The 21160-nt window shown below is 67.5% G+C and carries 20 protein-coding genes; 7 read left to right on the top strand and 13 right to left on the bottom strand.

Annotated features, from left to right (window positions below; translation table 11 throughout):
- Positions 1-12: 12 nt before the first annotated feature.
- Both BLP88_RS12920 and BLP88_RS12915 read left to right on the top strand, forming a co-directional pair.
- Positions 13-375, top strand: coding sequence for an SPW repeat domain-containing protein (locus BLP88_RS12920; protein WP_074589756.1), 363 nt, complete (start codon positions 13-15; stop codon positions 373-375).
- 82 nt (positions 376-457) lie between these two features.
- Complete coding sequence (locus BLP88_RS12915; RefSeq protein ID WP_074589755.1) at positions 458-1309, top strand: universal stress protein; 852 nt, start codon at positions 458-460, stop codon at positions 1307-1309.
- Positions 1310-1353: 44 nt separating this feature from the next.
- Here the strand turns inward: BLP88_RS12915 and BLP88_RS12910 are convergent, their stop codons facing one another.
- From BLP88_RS12910 to BLP88_RS12900, 4 genes are read right to left on the bottom strand one after another with little or no spacing between them, the layout of a single operon-like run.
- On the bottom strand, positions 1354-2238 hold the full coding sequence (locus BLP88_RS12910; protein ID WP_139163385.1) for a universal stress protein: 885 nt from the start codon (positions 2236-2238) through the stop codon (positions 1354-1356).
- A 5-nt stretch (positions 2239-2243) separates the two neighbouring features.
- The gene (locus BLP88_RS12905) at positions 2244-2684 is read right to left on the bottom strand and encodes a universal stress protein (RefSeq protein ID WP_074589752.1); all 441 of its coding nucleotides are present in this window, start codon (positions 2682-2684) and stop codon (positions 2244-2246) included.
- Between the two features lie 21 nt (positions 2685-2705).
- Positions 2706-2846, bottom strand: coding sequence for a hypothetical protein (locus BLP88_RS18985; protein ID WP_175453550.1), 141 nt, complete (start codon positions 2844-2846; stop codon positions 2706-2708).
- A 46-nt stretch (positions 2847-2892) separates the two neighbouring features.
- A complete protein-coding gene (locus BLP88_RS12900; protein ID WP_074589750.1) occupies positions 2893-3231 on the bottom strand; it encodes a DUF3040 domain-containing protein in 339 nt (112 codons plus the stop codon).
- Positions 3232-3471: 240 nt separating this feature from the next.
- Between BLP88_RS12900 and BLP88_RS12895 the strand changes: the two genes are divergently transcribed.
- On the top strand, positions 3472-4512 hold the full coding sequence (locus BLP88_RS12895) for a zinc-dependent alcohol dehydrogenase family protein (RefSeq protein WP_074589748.1): 1041 nt from the start codon (positions 3472-3474) through the stop codon (positions 4510-4512).
- On the opposite strand, the gene BLP88_RS12890 is transcribed toward BLP88_RS12895, so the two are convergent.
- Both BLP88_RS12890 and BLP88_RS12885 read right to left on the bottom strand, forming a co-directional pair.
- Entirely contained in the window at positions 4481-4942 is a 462-nt protein-coding gene (locus BLP88_RS12890; RefSeq protein ID WP_074589746.1) for a pyridoxamine 5'-phosphate oxidase family protein, read from the bottom strand. The two genes, BLP88_RS12895 and BLP88_RS12890, sit on opposite strands and share 32 nt — an antisense overlap.
- Positions 4943-4946: 4 nt before the next feature.
- On the bottom strand, positions 4947-5417 hold the full coding sequence (locus tag BLP88_RS12885) for a pyridoxamine 5'-phosphate oxidase family protein (RefSeq protein ID WP_074589745.1): 471 nt from the start codon (positions 5415-5417) through the stop codon (positions 4947-4949).
- A 177-nt stretch (positions 5418-5594) separates the two neighbouring features.
- On the opposite strand from BLP88_RS12885, the gene BLP88_RS12880 reads away from it, so the two are divergent.
- A complete protein-coding gene (locus BLP88_RS12880) occupies positions 5595-7748 on the top strand; it encodes an amylo-alpha-1,6-glucosidase (RefSeq protein WP_074589743.1) in 2154 nt (717 codons plus the stop codon).
- Between the two features lie 15 nt (positions 7749-7763).
- Here BLP88_RS12880 and BLP88_RS12875 read toward each other — a convergent pair whose 3' ends face one another.
- A complete protein-coding gene (locus tag BLP88_RS12875) occupies positions 7764-9101 on the bottom strand; it encodes an MFS transporter (protein WP_074589741.1) in 1338 nt (445 codons plus the stop codon).
- A gap of 104 nt (positions 9102-9205) precedes the next feature.
- Positions 9206-10696 (bottom strand): FAD-dependent monooxygenase, encoded by a 1491-nt coding sequence (locus tag BLP88_RS12870; protein ID WP_245679859.1) that lies wholly within the window; start codon positions 10694-10696, stop codon positions 9206-9208.
- A gap of 99 nt (positions 10697-10795) precedes the next feature.
- Here BLP88_RS12870 and BLP88_RS12865 point away from each other — a divergent pair, with 99 nt between their 5' ends.
- On the top strand, positions 10796-12187 hold the full coding sequence (locus tag BLP88_RS12865) for an MFS transporter (RefSeq protein WP_074589737.1): 1392 nt from the start codon (positions 10796-10798) through the stop codon (positions 12185-12187).
- A 79-nt stretch (positions 12188-12266) separates the two neighbouring features.
- Positions 12267-12896, top strand: a complete 630-nt coding sequence (locus tag BLP88_RS12860) for a dihydrofolate reductase family protein (protein WP_074589735.1) — start codon at positions 12267-12269, stop codon at positions 12894-12896.
- A gap of 11 nt (positions 12897-12907) precedes the next feature.
- Here BLP88_RS12860 and BLP88_RS12855 read toward each other — a convergent pair whose 3' ends face one another.
- On the bottom strand, positions 12908-13504 hold the full coding sequence (locus BLP88_RS12855; RefSeq protein WP_074589733.1) for a dihydrofolate reductase family protein: 597 nt from the start codon (positions 13502-13504) through the stop codon (positions 12908-12910).
- A gap of 173 nt (positions 13505-13677) precedes the next feature.
- Positions 13678-16296 (bottom strand): nitrite reductase large subunit NirB, encoded by a 2619-nt coding sequence (gene nirB, locus BLP88_RS12850; protein ID WP_074589798.1) that lies wholly within the window; start codon positions 16294-16296, stop codon positions 13678-13680.
- A 276-nt stretch (positions 16297-16572) separates the two neighbouring features.
- Here nirB and nirD point away from each other — a divergent pair, with 276 nt between their 5' ends.
- Positions 16573-16941 (top strand): nitrite reductase small subunit NirD, encoded by a 369-nt coding sequence (gene nirD / locus BLP88_RS12845; RefSeq protein WP_074589731.1) that lies wholly within the window; start codon positions 16573-16575, stop codon positions 16939-16941.
- Between the two features lie 83 nt (positions 16942-17024).
- Here the strand turns inward: nirD and BLP88_RS12840 are convergent, their stop codons facing one another.
- The 3 genes from BLP88_RS12840 to BLP88_RS12830 all read right to left on the bottom strand — a co-directional run bounded on the left by BLP88_RS12840 (position 17025) and on the right by BLP88_RS12830 (position 21091).
- Positions 17025-18434, bottom strand: a complete 1410-nt coding sequence (locus BLP88_RS12840; protein WP_074589730.1) for an aldehyde dehydrogenase family protein — start codon at positions 18432-18434, stop codon at positions 17025-17027.
- Positions 18435-18577: 143 nt separating this feature from the next.
- Positions 18578-19120: a hypothetical protein gene (locus BLP88_RS12835; protein WP_074589728.1), complete on the bottom strand. Its 543-nt coding sequence runs from the start codon at positions 19118-19120 to the stop codon at positions 18578-18580.
- 24 nt (positions 19121-19144) lie between these two features.
- Positions 19145-21091, bottom strand: coding sequence for a primary-amine oxidase (locus tag BLP88_RS12830; protein ID WP_074589726.1), 1947 nt, complete (start codon positions 21089-21091; stop codon positions 19145-19147).
- Positions 21092-21160: the final 69 nt, after the last annotated feature.

Below are 21160 nucleotides of genomic sequence, written 5' to 3'. Positions count from 1 at the left end.
AGTTGGAATCACATGAAGAGATGGACACGCTGGCAAGACTGGACCGTTGTTGCTGCCGGGGCCTACGCGGCGCTGTCCGTGCTGTGGACCGAGCAGTCCGGATTCTCGACGGCCTACCTGGTCACCCTTGGCGCCCTGCTCATCGTGGCCGGCGCCATCAACCTTGCCTGGCCGGGGATGCCGGCCGCCGAATGGGGCCAGGCCGTCCTTGCGCTGGTGCTCCTGCTGGCTCCGTGGGTGGGGGGCTTCACCTCGCAGACCGGAGCCGCATGGAGCGCCTGGATTCCGGGCGCCGCCGCCTTGCTTGTAACCGCACTTGCGATCAGGCCGAGCACCGAGGAATACCGTCACCACCACATGACGACGGCCCACTAGATCACGGCCTGGTGTCCCGCCCACCGCGGGATACCAGGCCGTCGATGTCGACGAAGTCCCTTGACGAGGAACGGGAAACACCATGAAGAATCCAATTGTCGTCGGCGTCAACGACACCGAGGCAAGCCAGGCCGCCGTGTCCTGGGCCATGCGCAGAGCGGCGGTGTTGCAGCTGCCGGTGATCCTGATCCACGCCGTGGACGACCGCTGGTCCTACGAGAACTACGCCCTCATCGACGCGGTCAGGAAGTACGGGACCGAGCTGCTTGAGAAGGCCAGGGCACGGGCCGTCGAGGCGGAACCTTCCGTCGACCTCGAGGCCAAGCTGGTTTCCGGAAGCGCCGGGTACGTACTGCGGAAGCAATCCCGCAAGGCCTCGATGGTGGTGGTAGGTGCCGGGGAATCCTGGTTCGGGGCCGCGGTGACTGACAGGGCCTTGCAAATTGCCGCCGTCGCACACTGCCCGGTGGCGGTGATTGGAAGGAAAGCCGGCGACGACGGGCGGCGGGGCATCCTCGTGGGGGCGGATGGTTCGGAGGAAGCCACCCAGGCGGTAGCCTTCGCGGCGGCCGAGGCAGACCGTGACGGCCAGGACCTGACGATCCTGCACGCCTTCGGAAACCCCCTCTTCCGCGTGCCGAAAGGCATGCCCGGCAGCGAACTGGCCGAACGTGCCGCGGACGAGGAACGGGTCATCCTGTCCGAAACCGCCGCCGGACTGGCAGCGGACTACCCCGACCTCGTAGTCCATCAGGTCCTTGCTGTCGACCGGAATCCTGCGCAAGCGCTGACGGAGGCCGCGGGCAACGCCCGGTTGCTGGTTCTAGGCAGCCGGGGCAAGGGGGCATTCAAACGCCTGCTGATGGGCTCTACCGCCCACGCGGTGCTTTCCCAACTGCCGTGCCCGACAATCATCACCAGGGTGCGCCGGTGAAAGGCTGACCCGCCGGTTGTGCGTCCTCCGGGTGCCCGGGCGGCTCAGTCGCCTGCTGCCGCGCCGGCAGGCCGCACAACCAGGACAGGGCACTGGGCATGATGGAGTACCGCGTGTGCGGTGGACCCGACACTGGCACGGACCACACCATGGCCGTGTGTTCCGACCACGACCGTGCCGGCGGCGCGGGAGGCCTCCAGCAAGGTTCCGGCAGCCGAGGTCCCGGCGAGGATCCGGGTCGAAACCTCGAGCGCCGGTGACCACCTCCGGACGGTCCGGGCGATGTCCTCGAGGAGGTCCTCCGGACGATGCGGCCCGGTCGGCGCCGTGGAACGGTGCCACACACCATGCCTGGGCTGTACATACACGATCTGCAGCGGCGATTCCGTAAGCGTCGCAAGGACGCAGGCTTGGCGGGCCACCTCTTCCCACAGCCGCTTGCTGGCCGGCGCAGAACCGAATCGCAGGGCATCAATGCCGACGACGACAGCCCCGCCGGGGTGCTCCGTCTCCCGGATGACGGCAACGGGACAGTCCGCGGTGGCCGCCAGTTCGAGGCTCACCGAGCCGACCAGCAGGCCCATGAATCCGCCAATGCCCCGGCTGCCCACAACGAGCATGTCCGCGCCGGCCGAGGCATCCCGCAAGAGCACAGCCGGCCAGCCGTATTTCAACACCGTACTCACGGCCACGTCGGGGGATTCATCCCGGGCGATGACAGCGCCTTCGGCCAGGACCGCCTCCGCGGCGTGCCGCAGGCCGCTGTCCGCGATCCCTGGAACCGGGGCAAGGTCGTGGGTGACTGCCGGCCACATGGAGCAGTGGATCACGGCGAGGTCGGCCTTGCGCAGCAATGCCTGGCGGGCGGCCCAGCGGACCGCTGTCGCGGACGCGGGCGAGCCGTCGAAGCCCACAAGGATCCGTCCCACGAACCTCAGCCCGCTTCCGGAGCATGGACGACGAGCACGGGGCAGTGGGCATGGGCCGCCAGCGCCGAGCTGACGGAACCAAGGAGCAGCCCGCCGAAACCTCCATGGCCGCGCCGGCCCACAACGATCATGTCTGCATCCTTGCTCGCCTCGATGAGCATGTTCCGGGGATGGCCCTGGACCAGCCGGGTCACCACGTTGTCCGGAGGATCGGCACCGAACGCCTTCCCCACCGCCTCGTCCAGGATGTTCCCTGCCGCAGTCTCGAACTGATCGATACCCATCGCAACGTAGCCCGCATACATCTGGGGGTAGTCCCAGAAAGCCGTGGCTTCGAGGCTGGCGCCGAGGGGCCCGGCGAGCTTCTGTGCCTGCCGGAGTGCCTCGACGGATGCATCAGAGCCGTCCACGCCTACCACGATCCGGGGTCCCGAATCCTTGTCCATGGTGTTCCTCCTGGTCTGTTCCTATGAGAGGTCTGTCTGACGCCGGGATTTTTTCAGCGCAGGAATGGTCGCCTTGATGCCGTTGAAGGTGCCCGTCAGGTTGACGCCGGTGCCGCGGGCCGCGCCGGTGACCGGTGCAACCTTGTCAATGACGCGTTCCATGGGGTCTTCCTTCGTATGGGTGGGATGGGAGCGCAGTCGAAAAGGCTCACCCGGAAGCCGGGGCTCCGCCGCCGTCGGGATCCGGGGCTGTGGCATGCCGGAAGCTGATCCGCAGCCGGGTGTGCTCAAAAACGAAGTAGGCGCCGGTTGCCATGATGGCGAACCCCAGGAAGCCGAGCCCGGTGACCTGCGTGGCGATGCCCGCCATGAAAGCGAAGAGCCCGACAAACAAGGTGAAGCCCCCGGCGGCCCTGCGGGCGGGATGCGTGGCCTCGCCGGTCCCGTCCGCGCCGGCCGAGAGCTTGGCGGCCAGGCGGGGATCCTGCTGCATGAGTTGTTCGGCGAGCAATTCCAACTGGTGTCGCTCATGGTCAGTCAGGGCCATTGCATCCTCCTGCTCTTGGAACGCTGCCGGGCGGGACCTGGACGGTCCGCCTGCGGGCTTGCTTCAAGGATCGGCCCGCCCGTGTCCCGATGACAGGGCCGAAAGTCACGGGCGGTGGCCGGCTTTCCGGCCCGCCTTGCGCCACCGAAGAGGACTTTCGGCCCTGTTGGCGCCCCGAAGGCACAGTGATTCTGGGTGGTGGGAGGATGTTCCGTCATTCCCCCGGCAGAGGAGGACCCCGTGCGCGCATGGTGGGTAGAAGATCCGGGCCCGGTCCGCGGACACCGGCTTAAAGGCGGGCAACGCCCCGACCCGGTCCCCGGCCCGGGCGAACTCCTCCTGGCCGTCAAGGTCTGCGGGGTGTGCAGGACGGACCTGCACCTGGCCGAAGGCGACCTTCAACCGAAAACGGCCGGAGTCATACCGGGCCACGAAGTGGTGGCCGAAGTGGCCGGCCTCGGGGAAGGCTCTTCAAGGTTCAGGCCCGGTGACAGGGTAGGCGCGGCCTGGCTGGGCTCTGCATGCGGTACATGCAGGTTCTGCCTCGGCGGCCGGGAAAACCTGTGCCTTGCGCAGCGGTTCACCGGCTGGGACTTCGACGGCGGTTACGCGGAGCTCATGGTCGCCCGCGAGGAGTTCGTCTACCCGCTTCCTGACGCCTTCAGCGACGAAGAGGCCGCACCCCTCCTATGCTCCGGGATCATCGGATACCGGGCATTGCGGCGGTCTGCGCTCCCGGGCGGTGGACGGCTTGGAATCTATGGTTTCGGAGCCTCTGCCCACCTGGCTGCCCAGATTGCGGTCTCCGAGGGAGCCGAGGTCTACGTGATGACCCGTTCGGAGAGCGCTCGCCGGCTGGCGCTGGAACTGGGGGCCGTTTTCGCCGGGGATGTCCGGGACCGGCCGCCGGAGGCCCTGGACTCGGCGATCCTGTTCGCGCCGGCGGGCGAACTGGTGCCCGTTGCAATGCGGGCCCTGGACAGGGGCGGCACCCTGGCCGTCGCCGGGATCCACTTGAGCGCCATCCCTTCCCTGAACTATTCAGAGGACCTGTTCCAGGAACGGCAGTTGCGCAGCGTCACGGCCAACACACGGCAGGACGGTGAGGAACTCATGGAGGTGGCGGCGCGGGTACCTTTGCGTCCGAAGACCGTCGCCTACCCCTTCGAGGAAGCCAACGAGGCGCTGATGGACCTTGCGGAGGACAGAGTCACCGGGGCAGCGGTTCTGCGGGTGAACAACGGGAAGGCTATTCGAAGGACTTCCGGCGCTCGTCGTTGAGCCGGGTGGTCCAAACGTCGGGCGCCTTGACTTTGAACCGCCGCCCGGTCAGCACCCTCGGCGAAAGCCGCACGTAGTGTGACTTTTCCCCGGGTTGCCAAGGCTCCAGGCCGAGCGCGTCCACGGCGGATCGTTCATCCGGGTCTTCGATCAAGGACGTGCCGCCGCGCGCGGTGACGCTCCAGGCTTCTTCGGTGGCGGGGTCGTAGCCATCGATTTCGAACGCCGCAGGCACTTCCTTCATGGATTCCCACAGCTTGGTGCCGAACGCAGTACGGAAAGCGATGCTCCTGCGTTCAAGAACGAAGTTCACCGGGAAGATTTCCGGGTGTCCGTCCACGATGAGTGCGAGCCTGCCGACAACTGCCCCGGCAAGCAGCTGATAGCAGCCCTCGAAGTCGATTTTGCCGTTGTTCGGTGCGTCACCCATGGGCTTACTCCATGCCTGCCCGGGTCGCGTCGTCGATCCCGGCCTTCCAGCGAATGTCCGGCGTGACGGCATACCGCCGGCCGGTCACGGAATCCGGGGCGATCCGGAACAGGCGGTCCTTGCCGGCCCCCTGCCAGGGAAACAAGGCCCGGCTCATTGCGTCCAGGGACTGATTCGTCGCGGTTGCGGCCAGGGCCTGCCCCTTGACGACGACGCTCCACGCCATGCCGAATTCGGCACTGACCGCGTCAGCCTCCAGGGCCACTGCGGCATCGTCCTCGAGCGCACGGGTCTTGGTGCCCGCTGCCGTGAGGAAGACGAGGGTATTGTCTTCCACCCTGTAGTTCACGGGGAAGATGTCCGGCCGGCCACCAGCGGTGACCCCCAGCCGCCCCACCGTGGTTTCGCGGAGCAGCCGCCAGCACTCCTCGGCGTCGAGTTCTTCTGCTTCCGGTGCTAAGTCCTTGTCACCCATGAGGCGATCCTAGGAGTGACAGCGGACCTCCCGACAGGGCCCAAAGTCCCGGCGGCCCGCAAGTGCCTGTCGCCGGACGGGACACAGGCGTAGCGTCTATCCAACAAGGCAAGGGCGGCTGCCGGTGTTTGGCCCCGGAGCGCCCTGCCGGTTCCTGAACTGCGAAGGAGACGGGGCATGGCTGGATGGAATGCAGACACCGCTGCAGGCCCCGTGGGGCCAGGGACAGTGACGTTGGTAGAGGGCTCGTCCTTCTGCATCTCCCAGTCGAACGGAGACATCCAACCGGACCATCCGCATGGCGTGTTCCACGACGACACCCGCATCCTGTCGCGCTGGAACCTGTTGATCAACGGCCAGTCCCTGGAATCGCTGACCGCCTCGACGACCGAGCCTTACCGGGCCCTGTTCATCGGCCGGGTGCCGCGATCGGACGGGTACGCGGACAGCCCCCTCATCGTTGAGCGTGTCCGCGAAGTCGGCGCCGGGATCCTCGAGGAGGTCACCATCCGGAACTACTCCACCGAGGAAACCGAATGCGAGATCACCCTCAACGTGGAAGCGGACTTCGCGGACCTCTTCGAGGTCAAGGAAGCCCGGGTCCAGCGGCAGTGGGAGGAATCCCGGATGCCCGACGGCGACTCGCTGGCCATCAGGGCCGCGTGGCGGGACGTGCGGAAGGGCGTCGTCGTCAGGGCCAGCGGTGCCGATGTCACCGCGGAGGCCCTGCGCTACCGGGTGGCCGTCCCGCCGCGGGGCCGCTGGAGTACCCGGCTGAGCGTGGTGCCCGCCAGCGACGGTGCCGCACCGTCGTCGTTCGTGCGGCAGTCCGGCGGTGAAACTTCCCCGAGCGACCGCCGCCGGCAGGAATGGGTGGCGAAGATTCCGAAACTGCACATGGGCAACCGGTCCATCGAACGGACGCTGCGGCGCAGCTACGACGATCTGGGAGCGCTCCGCATCGAGGATCCCGCCCATCCCGAGCGGATCGTGGTGGCCGCGGGCGCACCGTGGTTCATGACGCTCTTCGGCAGGGACTCGCTCTGGGCGTCGGAAATGGCACTGCCGGTGGACCCGTCCCTGGCCTTGGGCACGCTGCAGACCCTGGCGGACCGCCAAGGAAAAGTGGTGGATCCCATGAGCGAGGAAGAGCCCGGGAAGATCCTGCACGAGGTCAGGCTCGGCGTCTCCACCGGGCTCTCGCTCGGCGGCAAGTCCGTCTACTACGGAAGCGTCGACGCCACCCCGCAGTTCGTGATGACCCTCGGTTCAGTCAGCCGGTGGGGTTTTGCGAAGGACACCATCACTGCGCTGCTGCCGCACGCCGACCGCGCGCTGGATTGGGTTCGGAATTACGGGGACAAAGACGGCGACGGCTTCGTCGAGTACGAGCGCCTCAACGACCAGGGCCTCATCAACCAGGGGTGGAAGGATTCCTGGGACGGGATCAACTTCGCGGACGGCCGCCTGGCCGAACCGCCGATCGCGCTTTGTGAGGTCCAGGCCCTGGTGTACTCGGCGCTGTTGTCCCGCGCATGGATGGCGTACGACGGCGGAGACACCGCTTTGGCGGCGCAACTCACCGCCGAAGCGGCGGAGCTGAAGAAGCGGTTCAACGAGGCGTTCTGGATGCCTGACCGCGGGTATTACGCGATCGCGTTGGACGGAAAGAAGCGGCAGGTGGACGCGTGCGCGTCCAATATGGGCCAGTGCCTGTGGCACGGAATCGTCGACGAAGACAAGATTCCGTCCGTGGCTGAACGCCTGATGTCCCCGGAAATGTTCAGCGGCTGGGGCGTGCGGACCCTCGCGAGCGACATGGGTGCCTACAACCCCGCAAGCTACCACAACGGGTCGGTCTGGCCGCATGACAACGCGGTCATCGCCGTCGGCCTTCTGCGCTACGGCTTCGTGAAGGAGGCGCAGCGCATCGCCACCGCCCTCTTCGAGGCTGCCGAACACACCGACGGCCGCCTTCCGGAACTTTTCTGCGGCTTCAGCCGTGACCAGGTAGCCGAGCCCGTGCCATATCCGACGGCATGCTCTCCACAGGCCTGGGCGGCCACCACGCCGATCATGCTGATCACCAGCCTGATGAGGTACGACGCCCACATTTCCCGCGGCGGCTTCTGGATGGATCCGGCGCTGCCCGAGTCGTACGGCGACCTGCACATCACCAACGCGCCCATGGGAAGCGGCCGGATCACGATCGACATCACGGCGTCGGAGCCCACCGTGCAAGGGCTGCCCGACGGAATCGCCTTCCACCGGGACCACCGCCCGTGGCTGACGGAACTGATGGACCAGGCCGGACTCGGGGACCAGGGTTAGCCTACGGCCCAGGGATTAGTGCGAGAACCCCGCAGCCGCCTCGGTGAGGCTCTTGCCCTTCGTTTCGGGGGCCAGCCACTGGGACAGCGCGGCGCCGACGAAAGCGATCCCGGCGGCGATCAGCATCGACGTTGCCGGGCCGAGATTGACCATCGCCCACGGCAGCAGGAAGGTGCCCAGCCCGGCACCGATGCGGCTGACGGCGGCAGCGAAGCCCGTGCCAACGCAGCGGACCTCCGTGGGGAAGACCTCGCCGGGGTACACCCCGGTGAGGGTGCCGACCATCGCGTTGAAGAAGGAAAACGCGAGGAACAGCGTCAGCACGGCGGCGGGCGGCGCGCCCGCCCACAGGCCGATGACGGCGAGGAGAACGGTGCAGATCCACTGCGGTGGCACGGTCAGCACGCGCCGGCCGACCTTGTCTATCAGCAGGACGGTGAGGATCACTGCCGACAGGGCCACGGCCGAGAGGCCTACGCCGCCGGCGAGTCCGCCGCCGAGTCCGTACTGCCCGAGCACGCTGTCCGCGAAGGTGGCGATGGCGAAGTAGGGTGCCACGGCGCAGAACCAGAACATCGAGACGAAGAGCGTCGCCCGCCAGTAGCGGCGGGAGAACAGCATCTTGAAGGTTCCCTTTTCGGTGTCTTCATGTTCGACGTCGGACATCTCGGCCGCGTGCGCCATGTACCGGTGCGCCACGGCCATGGCCTCGTCCTTCCGGCCTTGGTTCCACAACCACCGGGGCGACTCGGGGAGCCCGAACCGGGCCACGAACAGGACCACCGCGAGCAGCGTGCTCGTGCCGAGGATGACGCGCCAGCCAAGGGTGGTTGAGTGGGCCAGCCAGTAGCCCAGCGCGAACGCGACCATGAACCCGGTGTACCAGGCGATCAGGGTCACGCCCAGCAGGCGCCCGCGGAGCTCGGCGGGCGCGAACTCGGACATCAGCGGCCAGCCCACCGAGTATTCCATGCCGATGGCCAAACCCATCATCAGCCGCACCACGAAGAGCAGCTCGGGCGAGTCAACGAAGAACTGCAGGCCCGACGCGACCACGAACAAGCCCATGTCCACCATGAACAGCGGCTTGCGGCCGAACCTGTCGGCGGCCCACCCGCCTGCCGGGGAGCCGAAGAAGATGCCGAAGAGGGGCGCGGCCGCGATCAAACCTTCCCAGAGCGTGGACAGGCCCAGATCGGCGGTCAGGCTGCCGGTGACAGGGCCGACGATCCCGAGGATGTACCCGTCCAGGAACATGCCGCCCGCGAGGACGAACACCAGCCTCCGCATGAAGCGCCGCTTGAATGCCGACGTCGTTGCCGAATCCCCGGTGATGCGCTCCCGCTGTGACATTGGACGAGCCTCTTCCTCCCCTTTGTCCATGATGGCCCTATGCGGGGGAGGGAGAAAGGGGTGGACGGTGGAAGCGGCGGCAGGTGCCGCATGCCGGCCGGAGGCTAGGTGTCCGCTGCGCCGCACCAGGTGGCCAGCGCCCCGCTGAGGCCTTCAGCCGAGCCTTCACCGACCCACGCAACATAGCCGTCGGGACGTATCAGGACGGCCGTGGGGGCTGCCACTTCACCCAGCACCGGAAGCCGCCACCCGCCGTCGTAATCCGCGGTGACGTGCCGCACCCTCCCGGCCCAGGCACCGGTGTCCAGGCCCGGACCGCCGAGTTCGAGCAGCACCGGCCGGGCCTGGTGCAGCAGCTCGAACACGCGTACGGGGCCGTCTGCGGTGACGACGTCGAGGTCCGGCATGCGTCGCCCCGGCAGTGGGTGCCCGGCCCCGGGCCCCTGGGCACCGACCTTGTACGCCACGTCGAGACCGGTGACCAGGGCAGCCACCAGGGCGGCCGCGTCGTCGAGGACCAGCACCTCGTCGAGCAAATCCCGCAGCGCCTCCTGCCGCGGGTCGGCCTTCTGGAACAATGACTGCGCCATGGTGTATTTCAGCGCACGCGCCCCGGCGGGACGGCGTTCGGCGTCGTAGCTGTCGAGCAGCTCCTCGCCCGAGACGCCGCGCACCACCTGCCCGAGCTTCCAGCCAAGGTTGACGGCGTCCTGGATGCCGAGGCCGATGCCGAGCCCGCCGGTGGGGGAGTGCACGTGCGCCGCGTCACCGGCCAGCAGCACGCGGTCCTTACGGTAGGACTCCGCCTGCCGCGTGGCGTCCGTGAATCTCGACAGCCAGGCGGGGCTGTGCACTCCGAAGTCCGTGCCGAACACTTCGGTCAGACCCCGCCGCAGCTCTTCAAGCGTGGGCTCGGTGTTCGGTCCCAGCTCGGCTTCGGTCAACACGACCCGCACCATGCCGTCGCCCAGCGGGTGCAGCCCGTGCACGCCGCGCTCGTCGATCTTTCCGGACGGCGTCAGCTCCCCGGTCACCCGCACCTCGGCGATCAGGCTGCTCCGCGTCGCGTCCGGGCCGCTGAAGCCGATGCCGGCTGCCCGCCGCACCGCGCTGCGGCCGCCGTCGGCCCCCACCACGTACTGGCCCTGCACCGATCCGCCGGATGCGAGCTGGACGTCGACGCCGCCGTCGTCGCTCACGACGCCGGTGACCTCCACGCCGCGCCGCACCGGCACGCCCAGCTCCGCGGTCCAGCGGAGCAGCAGCCGCTCGATGTCGTTCTGGAACAGCGCGAGCGTGTACGGGTGCCGCGTAGGCAGCCCGCCAAGGTCCAGTGCGGTGCCGCCGAACGTGGCGGCGTTGATCGTCCTGCCTTCCCCGAGGAAGGGCCCGGCGATTCCGCGCTGGTCAAGCAGCTCGATGGTCCGGGCATGGATACCGCCGCCGCGCGGGCCCGCCAGCTCCTGGGATTCGCGCCGTTCGAGGACGACCACGTCCGCCCCCGCCAGTTTCAGCTCACCGGCCAGCATCATCCCCGTCGGCCCGCACCCGACCACCACCACGTCCTGCATCCCTGAACTCGCTTTCTTCGGCACCCGATGGCCAGTATGGATCGGCTGGGGGGCCTTCCCAAAAGCCCCCCTGAAACGCTGCGGACACTGGCGCAGCGGTGACCCGTCACTAGACTGGGACGCATGACCGAGCAGGAGAGCCTCGTCACCTCCACGCGCAGTCCGGAACAGCGCTCGCGGACCTTTGCCGGGATCTTGGTCAACACGGCCCTGGCAAACATCACCACAAGCTACTTGTGGTTCGCCCTCACGTTCTGGGTGTACCTGGAAACCCGGAACGTTATCGCCACCGGTGTGATCGGCGGCGCCTACATGCTGTTGATCGCTCTGTCCAGCATCAGTTTCGGTACCTTCGTGGACCGCTACCGGAAACTTGCCGTGATGCGCTTCGCCGCAATCTTCACGTTGGTGATGTTCCTGCTGGCCGGGGGAATCTTCCTGGTGACGCCGGCCGCCGGGCTGTTGGACCTGACGCAGCCGTGGTTTTGGGTCTTCACCCTCATCATTCTTGTGGGTGCCGTGGTGGAAAACATGCGCAACGTCGCCCTTTCCACCACCGTGACCATCCTCATCGACCCGGAGAAACGGGCGAACGCCAACGGAATGGTGGGCATGGTCCAAGGGCTGGCCTTCATCGTCACCTCGGTGCTATCCGGGCTGTCGGTCGGGCTGCTGGGCATGGGGTGGACCGTGGTTGTCGCGGTAGTGCTCACCGCCCTGGCCTTTGCCCATCTGCTCGTGCTGCGGATGCCCGAGGAAGTACAGGTGGCCACAACGGACGCGCAGGGAACGTTCGACCTGCGCGGCTCCATCGCAGCGGTCCTGGCAATCGCAGGCTTGTTCGCGTTGATCCTCTTTTCCACGTTCAACAACTTCATCGGGGGCGTCTACATGGCGCTGATGGACCCCTACGGCCTGGAGATGTTCCCCGTCGAGCTGTGGGGGACGTTCTTTGCGCTTGGATCCACCGGCTTCATTGTGGGCGGAGCCCTCGTGGGCAAATTCGGCCTGGGGAAGAACCCGCTGCGGTCGATGCTGCTTGCCGTGGTCCTGATGGGAATCCTCGGCGCGGTGTTCACGGTGCGTGAATGGGCCTGGCTGTACGTAGCGGGGATCTGGCTTTACCTGGTCCTGGTGCCCGTGGTGGAGGCCGCCGAGCAGACAGTCATCCAGCAGGTGGTGCCGCTAAACCGGCAGGGCCGGGTGTTCGGCTTCGCGATGGCGGTCGAATCCGCGGCAGCGCCGGTCACCGCGTTCCTCATCGCTCCGATCGCACAGTTCTGGATCATCCCATACGCGCGCTCCGGCGAGGGGGCCGCCCAACTGGCGCCGCTGCTGGGTGAGGGCACTTCGCGGGGCATTGCCCTGGTCTTCCTCATCGCCGGAGTCATCATGATCCTCACGGCGCTGCTGGCTTTCCTGACCCCCGCATATCGCCGGGTTTCGGCGTCCTACGCCGTGGCCGCAGCGGAAGAAAAAGCGTCGGAAATCACGGGCCTTCCCTCCCAGGGCTGAGCAGCACGGCCCTTGTAGCCTGCCATGGCCGGGGTTAGCATTGCCCCGCACCGGCGTCGAGCTCAACGAGGAGACTGTCATGGGAGAAACCACCGCCGACCCCGCAACGTCCCTGATGGTGGACCTGATCATTTCTCTGGACGGCTACGCCTCCGCCGAGGGCTGGCCCGGGTGGTGGGGCTTGGAGGGCCCCGAATACCTGGCCTGGCTGGGGGAGGAAGGCGAAAAGGGCTACACCTTCCTGATGGGGGCGAACACCTACCGCGTGATGTCCAGCATGTCCGGGGAAGCCACGGAGCAGGACTCCGGATTCTCGGAAGACGAGGGGGCCGCGCTGACCGGCCTTGACGCGGTTCCGAAAGTCATCTTCTCGTCCACGCTCAAAGCCCCGCTGAGCTGGCCGAATTCGCAGTTGGTCGGCGGCGACGCGGTTGAGGCCGTGCGGCAGATGAAGCAGGAAGGGAAAGGGCCCCTGACCACCCTCGGGAGTCTCAGCCTTGCCCGCTCCCTGTTGAAGGCAGGACTCGTGGACAGGTTCAGGCTCGTCGTGTTCCCCGTGATCACCGGTAGCACCGGTCGGGAACGGATCTACGACGGCTACCCGGACGTCGCCCTGGAGATGGTGGGAAGCCGGACTTTCGACGGTCGGCTCCAGCTGCTCGAGTACATTCCAACGGTCCTGGACGGTCCGCCGGGCGGCCGGACCTGAGTCGTTCCGCCCTAGCGGACCACGCGGTAGCGCACGTGCGTGACCAGGCCCGTGCCGCTCACCTCAGTGGGTTCCAGCGTGAGGTTCCCGACGCCGTCCAGCAGCCGGGTGCCTCCGCCCAGGATGAGCGGGGAGATGTGGAGCCGCAGTTCGTCGATCAATCCGGCTGACAGGAACTGCCGGGCCGTGTCCGCGCCGCCCGCGACGGCGACGTCCCGCTCGCCGGCTGCCGCCCGCGCCTGCGCCAGGGCGGAGCCGACTCCATCGGCCACGAAATGGAACGTCGTGCCGCCGCCCATTTCCAGGGGCGGGCGGGGATGGTGGGTGAGGACGAAGACCGGGGCATGGTAAGGAGGCTCTTCGCCCCACCAGCCGCGCCAGTCCGCGGCCCACGCGATCGGCCCCGGGCCGGCGAACATGTTGCGGCCCATGATGTAGGCGCCGGCGGAAAGGATCCCTTGGATCGCTTCTGCATTGGCTTCGGGCTCCTCGAACATCCAGCGGTGCAGGCTCTCTCCGCCCTTGCCCAGTGGCTCGGAGAGGCTTTGGTCCGGGCCGGCGAGGAAGCCGTCCAGGGAAACGGTGAGATCGCATGTGACCTTGTTCATGAATTCCTCCACACTGGCCGGGCGGATGCACCTCAGCGCAACCCTAACCCGGCGGACCCTGGCCGTGAACCCTGGCGGGCAACGCGGCCCCTGACGCGCGGCAAAAAGGGGGCGGCCGCCGTCGTGAAGTACGACGGCGGCCGCCCGCCTGGTCTGCTGAGGCAGCTCCCGTGTCAGCCGGCGTCGCCGCGGACGGGGATGGTGGCGCCGATCAGCACCTTGCCCTTTTCCTCGTTGGTGGCCGGGCGGATTTGGCCGCGTTCCGGGACGAAAGTGATGGAGTCGTCCTTCTGGTCGGGGGCGTTGACGAAGGACCGGAAGCGGCGCAGGCGCTCCGGGTCCTTCAGGGTTTCGGCCCACTCGTCCCGGTATGTCCCGATGTGCTTGGCCATGGCGGCCTCAAGTTCGTCGGCGATGCCCAGGGAATCCTCTACCACGACCTGGCGGACGTGCTCCAGGCCGCCCTCGAGTTCTTCCTGCCAGCGGGCGGTTCGCTGGAGGCGGTCGGCGGTGCGGATGTAGTACATGAAGTAGCGGTCGATGTACTTGATGAGGGTGTCATCGTCCAGGTCCTTGGCCAGGAGCTGCGCGTGGGCGGGGGTGGCGCCGCCGTTGCCTCCGACGTAGAGGTTCCAGCCGTCTGCGGTTGCGATCACGCCCACGTCCTTGCCGCGGGCTTCGGCGCATTCGCGGGCGCAGCCGGACACGCCCATTTTGAGCTTGTGCGGGCTGCGCAGGCCGCGGTAGCGCAGTTCCAGGTTGATGGCCATGGCCACGGAGTCCTGGACGCCGTAACGGCACCAGGTGGAGCCGACGCAGGATTTCACGGTGCGCAGGCTCTTGCCGTAGGCCTGGCCGGACTCGAAGCCGGCGTCCACCAGTTCCTTCCAGATTTCCGGGAGCTGTTCGAGCCGGGCGCCGAACATGTCGATCCGCTGCCCGCCGGTGATCTTCGTGTACAGGCCGTACTTCTTGGCCACCGCGGCAATCACGGCCAGCCCGTCCGGCGTGATTTCCCCGCCCGCGATCCGGGGAACCACCGAGTAAGTGCCGTCCTTCTGCATGTTGGCCAGGGCGCGGTCGTTGGTGTCCTGCAGCGTTCCCCGTCCCGCATCCAGCACATACGCCGAATGCTGCGACGCGAGAATCGACGCGATGGTGGGTTTGCAGATGTCGCAGCCGGCGCCGGTGCCGTATTTGGCCATGATTTCTTCGAAGGAGGTCAGTTCCAGGATGCGGATGGTTTCGAACAGTTCCTGGCGGGAGAGGCTGATGTGCTCGCACAGGGCCTTGGAAACCTCGACGCCGGACTTCTTCAGTTCGCCTTCGAGCAGCTTCTTGAGCATCGGCACGCAGGAGCCGCACTGGGTTCCGGCCCGGGAGCAGCTCTTCAGTTCGCCCAGGTCCTGGACGGGGGCGTTGCCCTCGCAGGAGCCGCAGCCGTTGATGGCATCGCGGATGGAGCCCGCGGCGACGTTGTTGCAGGAGCACAGGATCGCGTCGTCGGGCAGTTCGGTTTCCGGGGCCTCGCCGCCGCCGGCCGCGCTGAGGAACGCACCGGGTTCGGCCGGAAGTTCACGGCCCAGCAGCGGGCGCAGGCTCATGTACGGGGTGGCGTCGCCCACGAAGATGCCGCCCAGCAGGGTCTTCGCATCATCGGTGGTGACGATTTTCTGGTAGACGCCGCGGGCGGGGTCGGCGTAGACGATTTCCAGGGCGTGCTCGGTCTCGGCGAAGGCGTCGCCGAAGCTGGCCACGTCCACGCCGGAGAGCTTGAGCTTGGTGGCGGTGTCAAAGCCGGGGAAGGTCGCCTGTCCGCCGTGCAGGCGGTCCGCCACGATCTCGGCCATCGTGTTGGCCGGGGCCACCAGACCCAGGCACATGCCGCCGAAGTTGGCCACCTCACCGATGGCGTAGATGCCGGGAATCTCGGTCTGACAGCCCTCATCGATGACCACACCGCCGCGGGGACCGAGCGAGAAGAGCTGCTCCTCGCCGTCGGCCGCCCTGAACAGCTCGTCGCGGGGACGCACGCCGATGGCGACGATGACGATGTCCGCCGCGATGGTCCGGCCGTCGGCCATCAGGACACCGGTGACCTGGCCGTCGTCGTCGGAAAGGACCTCGGAGGGGAAGACCCCGCCGTGGATCTCGAATCCCTTTTCCTTGATGAGGCGGCCGAGCGCCTGGCCGGCCCCTTCATCGAGCTGGGTGGCCATCAGCCAGTTCGCGCCGTCGATCACCACGGGGGTGGCGCCCAGTTGCTCGGTCCCTGCTGCGGCTTCCAGGCCCAGGAGGCCGCCTCCGATGGTCACTGCGGTGACTTCGCGGCCGAGCTTTTCACGGAGCGCGGTAATGGCGCCGTTGATGGCCCACACGTCCTCAAGGGTCCGGTAGACGTGCGTGTGCTCGGCGCCCGGAATGGGCAGGCGGGCCGCGTTCGATCCGGTGGCAACCACGAGGGCGTCGTAGCCATAGGTGTTGCCGGCTGCAGTTTCCACGGTCCTGGCGTCCGGGTCGATCTTGACCACCCGTTCGCCCGTGCGCAGGTCCAGTGCCTCGTGATCCCACATGGCCGCTTCGCCCAGGGTGAGGTCATACTCCATGTCGGTCAGTGCCTTGCTCAGCGCCACGCGGTCGTAGGGCAGGTGGGCCTCTTCGGTCAGCACCGTGACCTGCCATCCATCGAGGCCGCGCGTATGCATGGCGTCCGCGAAGCGGTGTGCGGCGGGGCCGCCGCCGGCAACGACAATCCGGCGCGGGGCATTGGGGCTGGTGGTGTGTGCGTTCATCGGCACCCTTTCACGTGCGCCGCAGAACGTCCTCTACGACTCCTTGCAGCAGCTTATGGACGGGCAGTTTCGCGTCAGTTTCCCGATTGTTTCGGGGGCTTAACTTCTGCATCACCACGGCTTTCAAGCCCCTGTGAGTACTCCTTTACGGGGCCGACACATGGGCCGCATCCGGCCGAAACATCCCGCACCTACCGTTGTTGTCTGGCTGCACACTGCCTGTCCGGTGGCGGCATCGGAGCCGCCGCCCGGCGGGCCAAGCGATAGGGGTTGAACATGGCCATTGGTCTTGAAAGCATCGAACGTCAGGTTGAAGAGCAGGCCGGCGCGTGGCACCGCGTCTGCGCCGTCGAGGAGCTGGAATTCGCCTGGGGCGAAGCCGCCCTGGTGGACGGCAGGCAGCTCGCGCTGTTCCGCCTGGAGTCCGGCGAGGTCTACGCCGTGGCGCAGCAGGACCCCGCCACGCTGTCCAACGTCATGGCCCGCGGCATCACCGGCTCCCGTGGCGGCCGTCCCACCATCGCCTCCCCGCTGCACAAGGAGGTCTACGACCTGCAGACCGGCGAATGCTTCACCACCCCCGGACTCCGCCTGGACTGCTTTGCCACGAGGATCGTGGACGGCAACCTCGAAGTGGCGGTCTGAGCCGTACAAGCTGACCGGTGCAACGCAGGAGGGCACCACCGGAATTGCTCCGGTGGTGCCCTCCTTGCGTCCCAGCCGTTAGTTCAGCCGTTGATCACCTGGGGGACGCCGAGGTGCTTGAGGCCTTCGACGCCGAACTCGAGTCCGTAGCCCGATTGCTTGGCGCCGCCGAAGGGGACGCGGGGGTCCACGGCGCCGTGCTTGTTGATCCATACGGTGCCGGCCTGGAGGCGGGCGGCGACGTCGCGGGCTGCGGTGAGGTCGGGGGACCAGACCGAGGCGCCCAGTCCGACGTCGAGCGCGTTCGCCATGGCGACGGCTTCGTTCACGGAGCTGTAGCGGATGATCGGCAGGGCGGGGCCGAACTGTTCCTCGGCCACGAGCGGGTTGTCGTTGCTAATGTCGGCCACGAGGGTGGTGGGGTAGAAGTAGCCGGGCTGCTCCGGATCGGGGTTGCCGCCGGTCAGGACTCTGGCGCCGGAGTCTCGGGCTGCTTCGACCAGGGACGCGACGACGTCGTACTGGGCCTTGTTCTGCAGCGGGCCCAGGACGTTGTTCTCGTCCAGGCCCACGCCCATGGGCATCGCTTGGGCGACCGCGGTGAGCTCGTCGCAGACGGCGTCGTAGATGGAGTCGTGCACGTAGAGACGCTTCAACGCCGCGCAGGTCTGGCCGGTGTTGATGAACGCGCCCCAGAACAGGTCCTGTGCGATCGCCTTGGGGTCGGCATCGGGCAGGACGATGCCGGCGTCGTTGCCGCCGAGTTCCAGGGTGAGGCGTTTGATGGTGTCGGCGGAGGAGCGGATGATTTCGCGGCCGGCGGCGGTGGAGCCGGTGAACATCACCTTGCCGATGGCGGCGTGCTCGGCGAGGCGGGCGCCGACGTGCCGGTCGCCGGAGACCACGTGCAGGATGCCTTCGGGCAGTTCTTCATTGAGGACCTTGATCAGGGCCAGGACGGAGAGCGGGGTCATCTTGGAGGGCTTGACGACGGCGGTGTTGCCCATCCGCAGGGCGGGGGCGATCTGCCAGACGGTGATCATCATGGGCCAGTTCCAGGGCCCGATGGCGCCCACGACGCCGATGGGCCGGTAGTGCAGTTCGGCGCGGGTCTGGCCGTCGTCCACCACCGTCTCAGGCTCGAGCGGGGTCGTGGCGGCGGTGCGCAGCCAGGCGGCGCAGGCGCCGACTTCGAACCGGGCGTTAGGCCCGTTCAGCGGCTTGCCCTGCTCGCGGGAGAGCAACCGGGCGAGCTCTTCTGCGGAGCGTTCGACGGCGTCGGCGGCCCTCAGCAGCGCGGCGGACCTGGCGTCGTGGCCCAGCGCCGCCCAGGCCGGCTGCGCCTCGGCCGCGGCGGCGATGGCGGCTTCCAGGTCCTCGACGGTGTGGACGGGGGCCTGACCGACCACCTCACCGGTGGCGGGGTCCAGGATGTTCCGTGTTTCGCCGGTGGACGGGGTGATTGAGGCCAGGAGGGCGTCGTAGCTTTCCAAGGTGTCACTCCACTTCGAGTAGTTGGTACGCAGCGGCCGGCGTGGCCGCGGGGCGTTGTGTCGAGTTTTGCCTGTCCCGCCGGGGAGCGCCTTGTCTCTCCGGGAAGGGCAGTTGATGACGGGCGAACAAACGTCCTCGCCTGTCAGAGCCCGGCCATCAGCAGCATGGCGCCGAGGGCTCCGGCCGCGGAGAAGGCCTCGACCCGGTGGGCCAGCCGGCGGGACCGGAGCGTCCGGACGGCCAGCACCAATGAGTAAGCCGCCACGGCGGCGGCGAGCGCCGCGGCCAGCAAGGGCGTGATTCCGCCTGTCCCGGCATGGGCGTGGACGTGGGGTGCCGCGTCCTGCGCCGCCGGCTGGAGGCCGGTGACGAGGAGCGCGAACATCCCCAGGACGGAGAGGGCCCGGTGCAGTTCCATGCCGTTGCGGCGTTCCCTGCGCAGCAGGACCAGCGGAAGCGGTGCGGCCAACAGCAGGATCAGCCCCCACAGCACCCCGGGAAGCAGCCCCGGCCCGACCGTAGTGTCCGCCATGGCCGCGAGCATCACCGCCATGGTCCCCCACTGGCCGGAGTTCCTAATAAAGCCGTTCCGCAGGACGCCGCCGCGCGGCGTGCCTTCACTCATGGGGCACAGGATGCCGACGGCGCAGCAGGCGAGCATGACCGCCGTGAGAAACGCGTGCATGGGGAATCTCCCGTGGCTTCCGGCTCAGCGCCCGCTGTGGCAGTGGCCGCCGGCAAGCTTCGACGCCGGAACGTCCAACACCGGGCTGCGGTCGAAGAACCCATCGGGACGCAGCTTGAAGCCCACCGTGTCCACCGGCATGATCGGCCAGTCCTCCGGGCGCGGGAAGTGGGTCAGGCCGAAGGTGTGCCACACCACGATGTCCTGCCCATCGATGTCCCGGTCCCGGGCGATGTAGGACGGCAGGCCCGCCCCGCCGGAGTGCTGGTTGACGAAGTCGCCGGTGGGGTAGAGCTCGTCCTCGGCGTAACGGGTCACCCAGAGGTCCTTTGTGGCGAAGGCTGCGCGACGGGCGATCGAGGAACCGGGGTCGGCCAGCAAGGTGGGCTGGTTTTCGCTGTGCAGCTTGTACCCCACGGCTTCGCCCAGCCGGTTCCTGGATTCAGGGTTGGAGATGATCCAGGTGCGGCCGTTGCGTGCGTCGCCTTCACGGACGCCCTCGGATTCCTTGGTGAGCACTGTGCGTTTGCGGGAGAACGCGTTGCCGCGTTCGTTGCCCGGTCCCATCGCCTGCCGGACCACGTCCTCTTCCTCCACCCGGTTGCTGAAGCCGTCGACGGCGAAGTCCAGGCGTGCGCTGAAGAGGTGCTGGTGGTAGGGGGCGCCCAGGCCCGGTGCCAGTTGGGAGATGTTGTCCGAGCCGCCCTCGGGGAAGGCGCTGGTGAACACGACGCCAGTGGCCTTGGCTTCGAACTCGATGGTGCCGTCGAGGTAGAGGTACCAGTAGAAGCCGTAGTCGTAGTTGCCGATGGTGGTGAAGAAGCTGACCACCAGGCGGCGGTTGCGGCGGGTGTAGTTAACCCCGCTCCACAAGTCGCTGTGCTTGGACAGGATGCTCCAGTCCTCTTCGTGGATGCACACGGCGTTACGGATTTCGCGGGGGTTGCCGAAGGAGTCGCTGACCACCGGGCTGAGGTAGGTGATCTCGCCGAGGCAGTCACAGCCCAGTTCCAGCGAATTCGCGTACTGGCCCACCAGGTATTCGCCGGTATCGAAGTAGTTCTGCCAGGAGCGCACGGGGGAGGGGTCGCCGTAGGGGACCACCATTTCGGCGATGGACGCCCGCTTGAGGATGCTGCGCCGGCGGCCGCCGTCGTCGAACGCCACATTGTGCAGCACGACTCCCTCGCGGACGTCGAATCCCACGTCCATGCTCCACTTCTCCCACTCGATGCGGTTGCCGCCCGTGATGCTGAAGCTTGGACCGTCAGGCTGCGTGATGTGGAGGGGCTTCTGGGTAGTCCGCAGTTCGCCGGTCAGTTCCGGGTCGGTGTAGTTGCCATGCTCGGCCGGGACCGGCATTGCCCCGAAGTCCAGGACCTGGTCCACGGTTTTGTTTACCACGTCGACGTAGGCGACCAGCCCGTCCACCGGGTGGGCCCAGGCGTTGTCCTCGGGGAAGTCCTGGACGAAGGCCAGTCCGCGCAGGATGCGGCGGCCTTTCTCTTCGGGGTATTCGAAGACACCGGCGGAAAGGGGAGCGACCCGTACCTTGGCGGGGTCGAGGTTCCGGTCCGCAAGGGCCTTGAGCCAGCGTTCGTCCCGGGCGAGGACGGACTCAACCAGTTCGAATTCCTCTTCGATGACGGGCAGTTCGCCGGTGACGGCGGTGTCCAGGTCGATGTTCCTGGTGATTTCCGCGCCGGCCGCGCCTTCGCCGAGGGAGACCACCACGTCGCGGGCGGTGCCAGTGGCGATGTTGTGCAGGAAGACCCGGAAACGGCGGGGTGTTGCTTCTGCTTCGCCCGCGGCACCGCGCGGCGGGTCCAGGAGGCCGAGGTAGGCCACCCGCGCGGATTCATCGAACAGTCCGGCGTCGCCCAGGGCGGCGCGGACGGCGGTGATTTCGCCGGCGCGGACAGGTGCGTAGGCGGTAGTTTCGGCCGCTTCGGAAATGGCGGATGCGCTCATGGAAAGCCCCTTGGGAGTGACGGTTTATTTTCTATGCCTGTAGACAATAGCAGCGTGTAAGCTGAGTCA

The sequence above is a fragment of the Arthrobacter cupressi genome (assembly GCF_900099975.1).
GTDB classification, from domain to species: domain Bacteria; phylum Actinomycetota; class Actinomycetes; order Actinomycetales; family Micrococcaceae; genus Arthrobacter; species Arthrobacter cupressi.
This window is presented reverse-complemented; position numbering and strand designations above follow the sequence as displayed.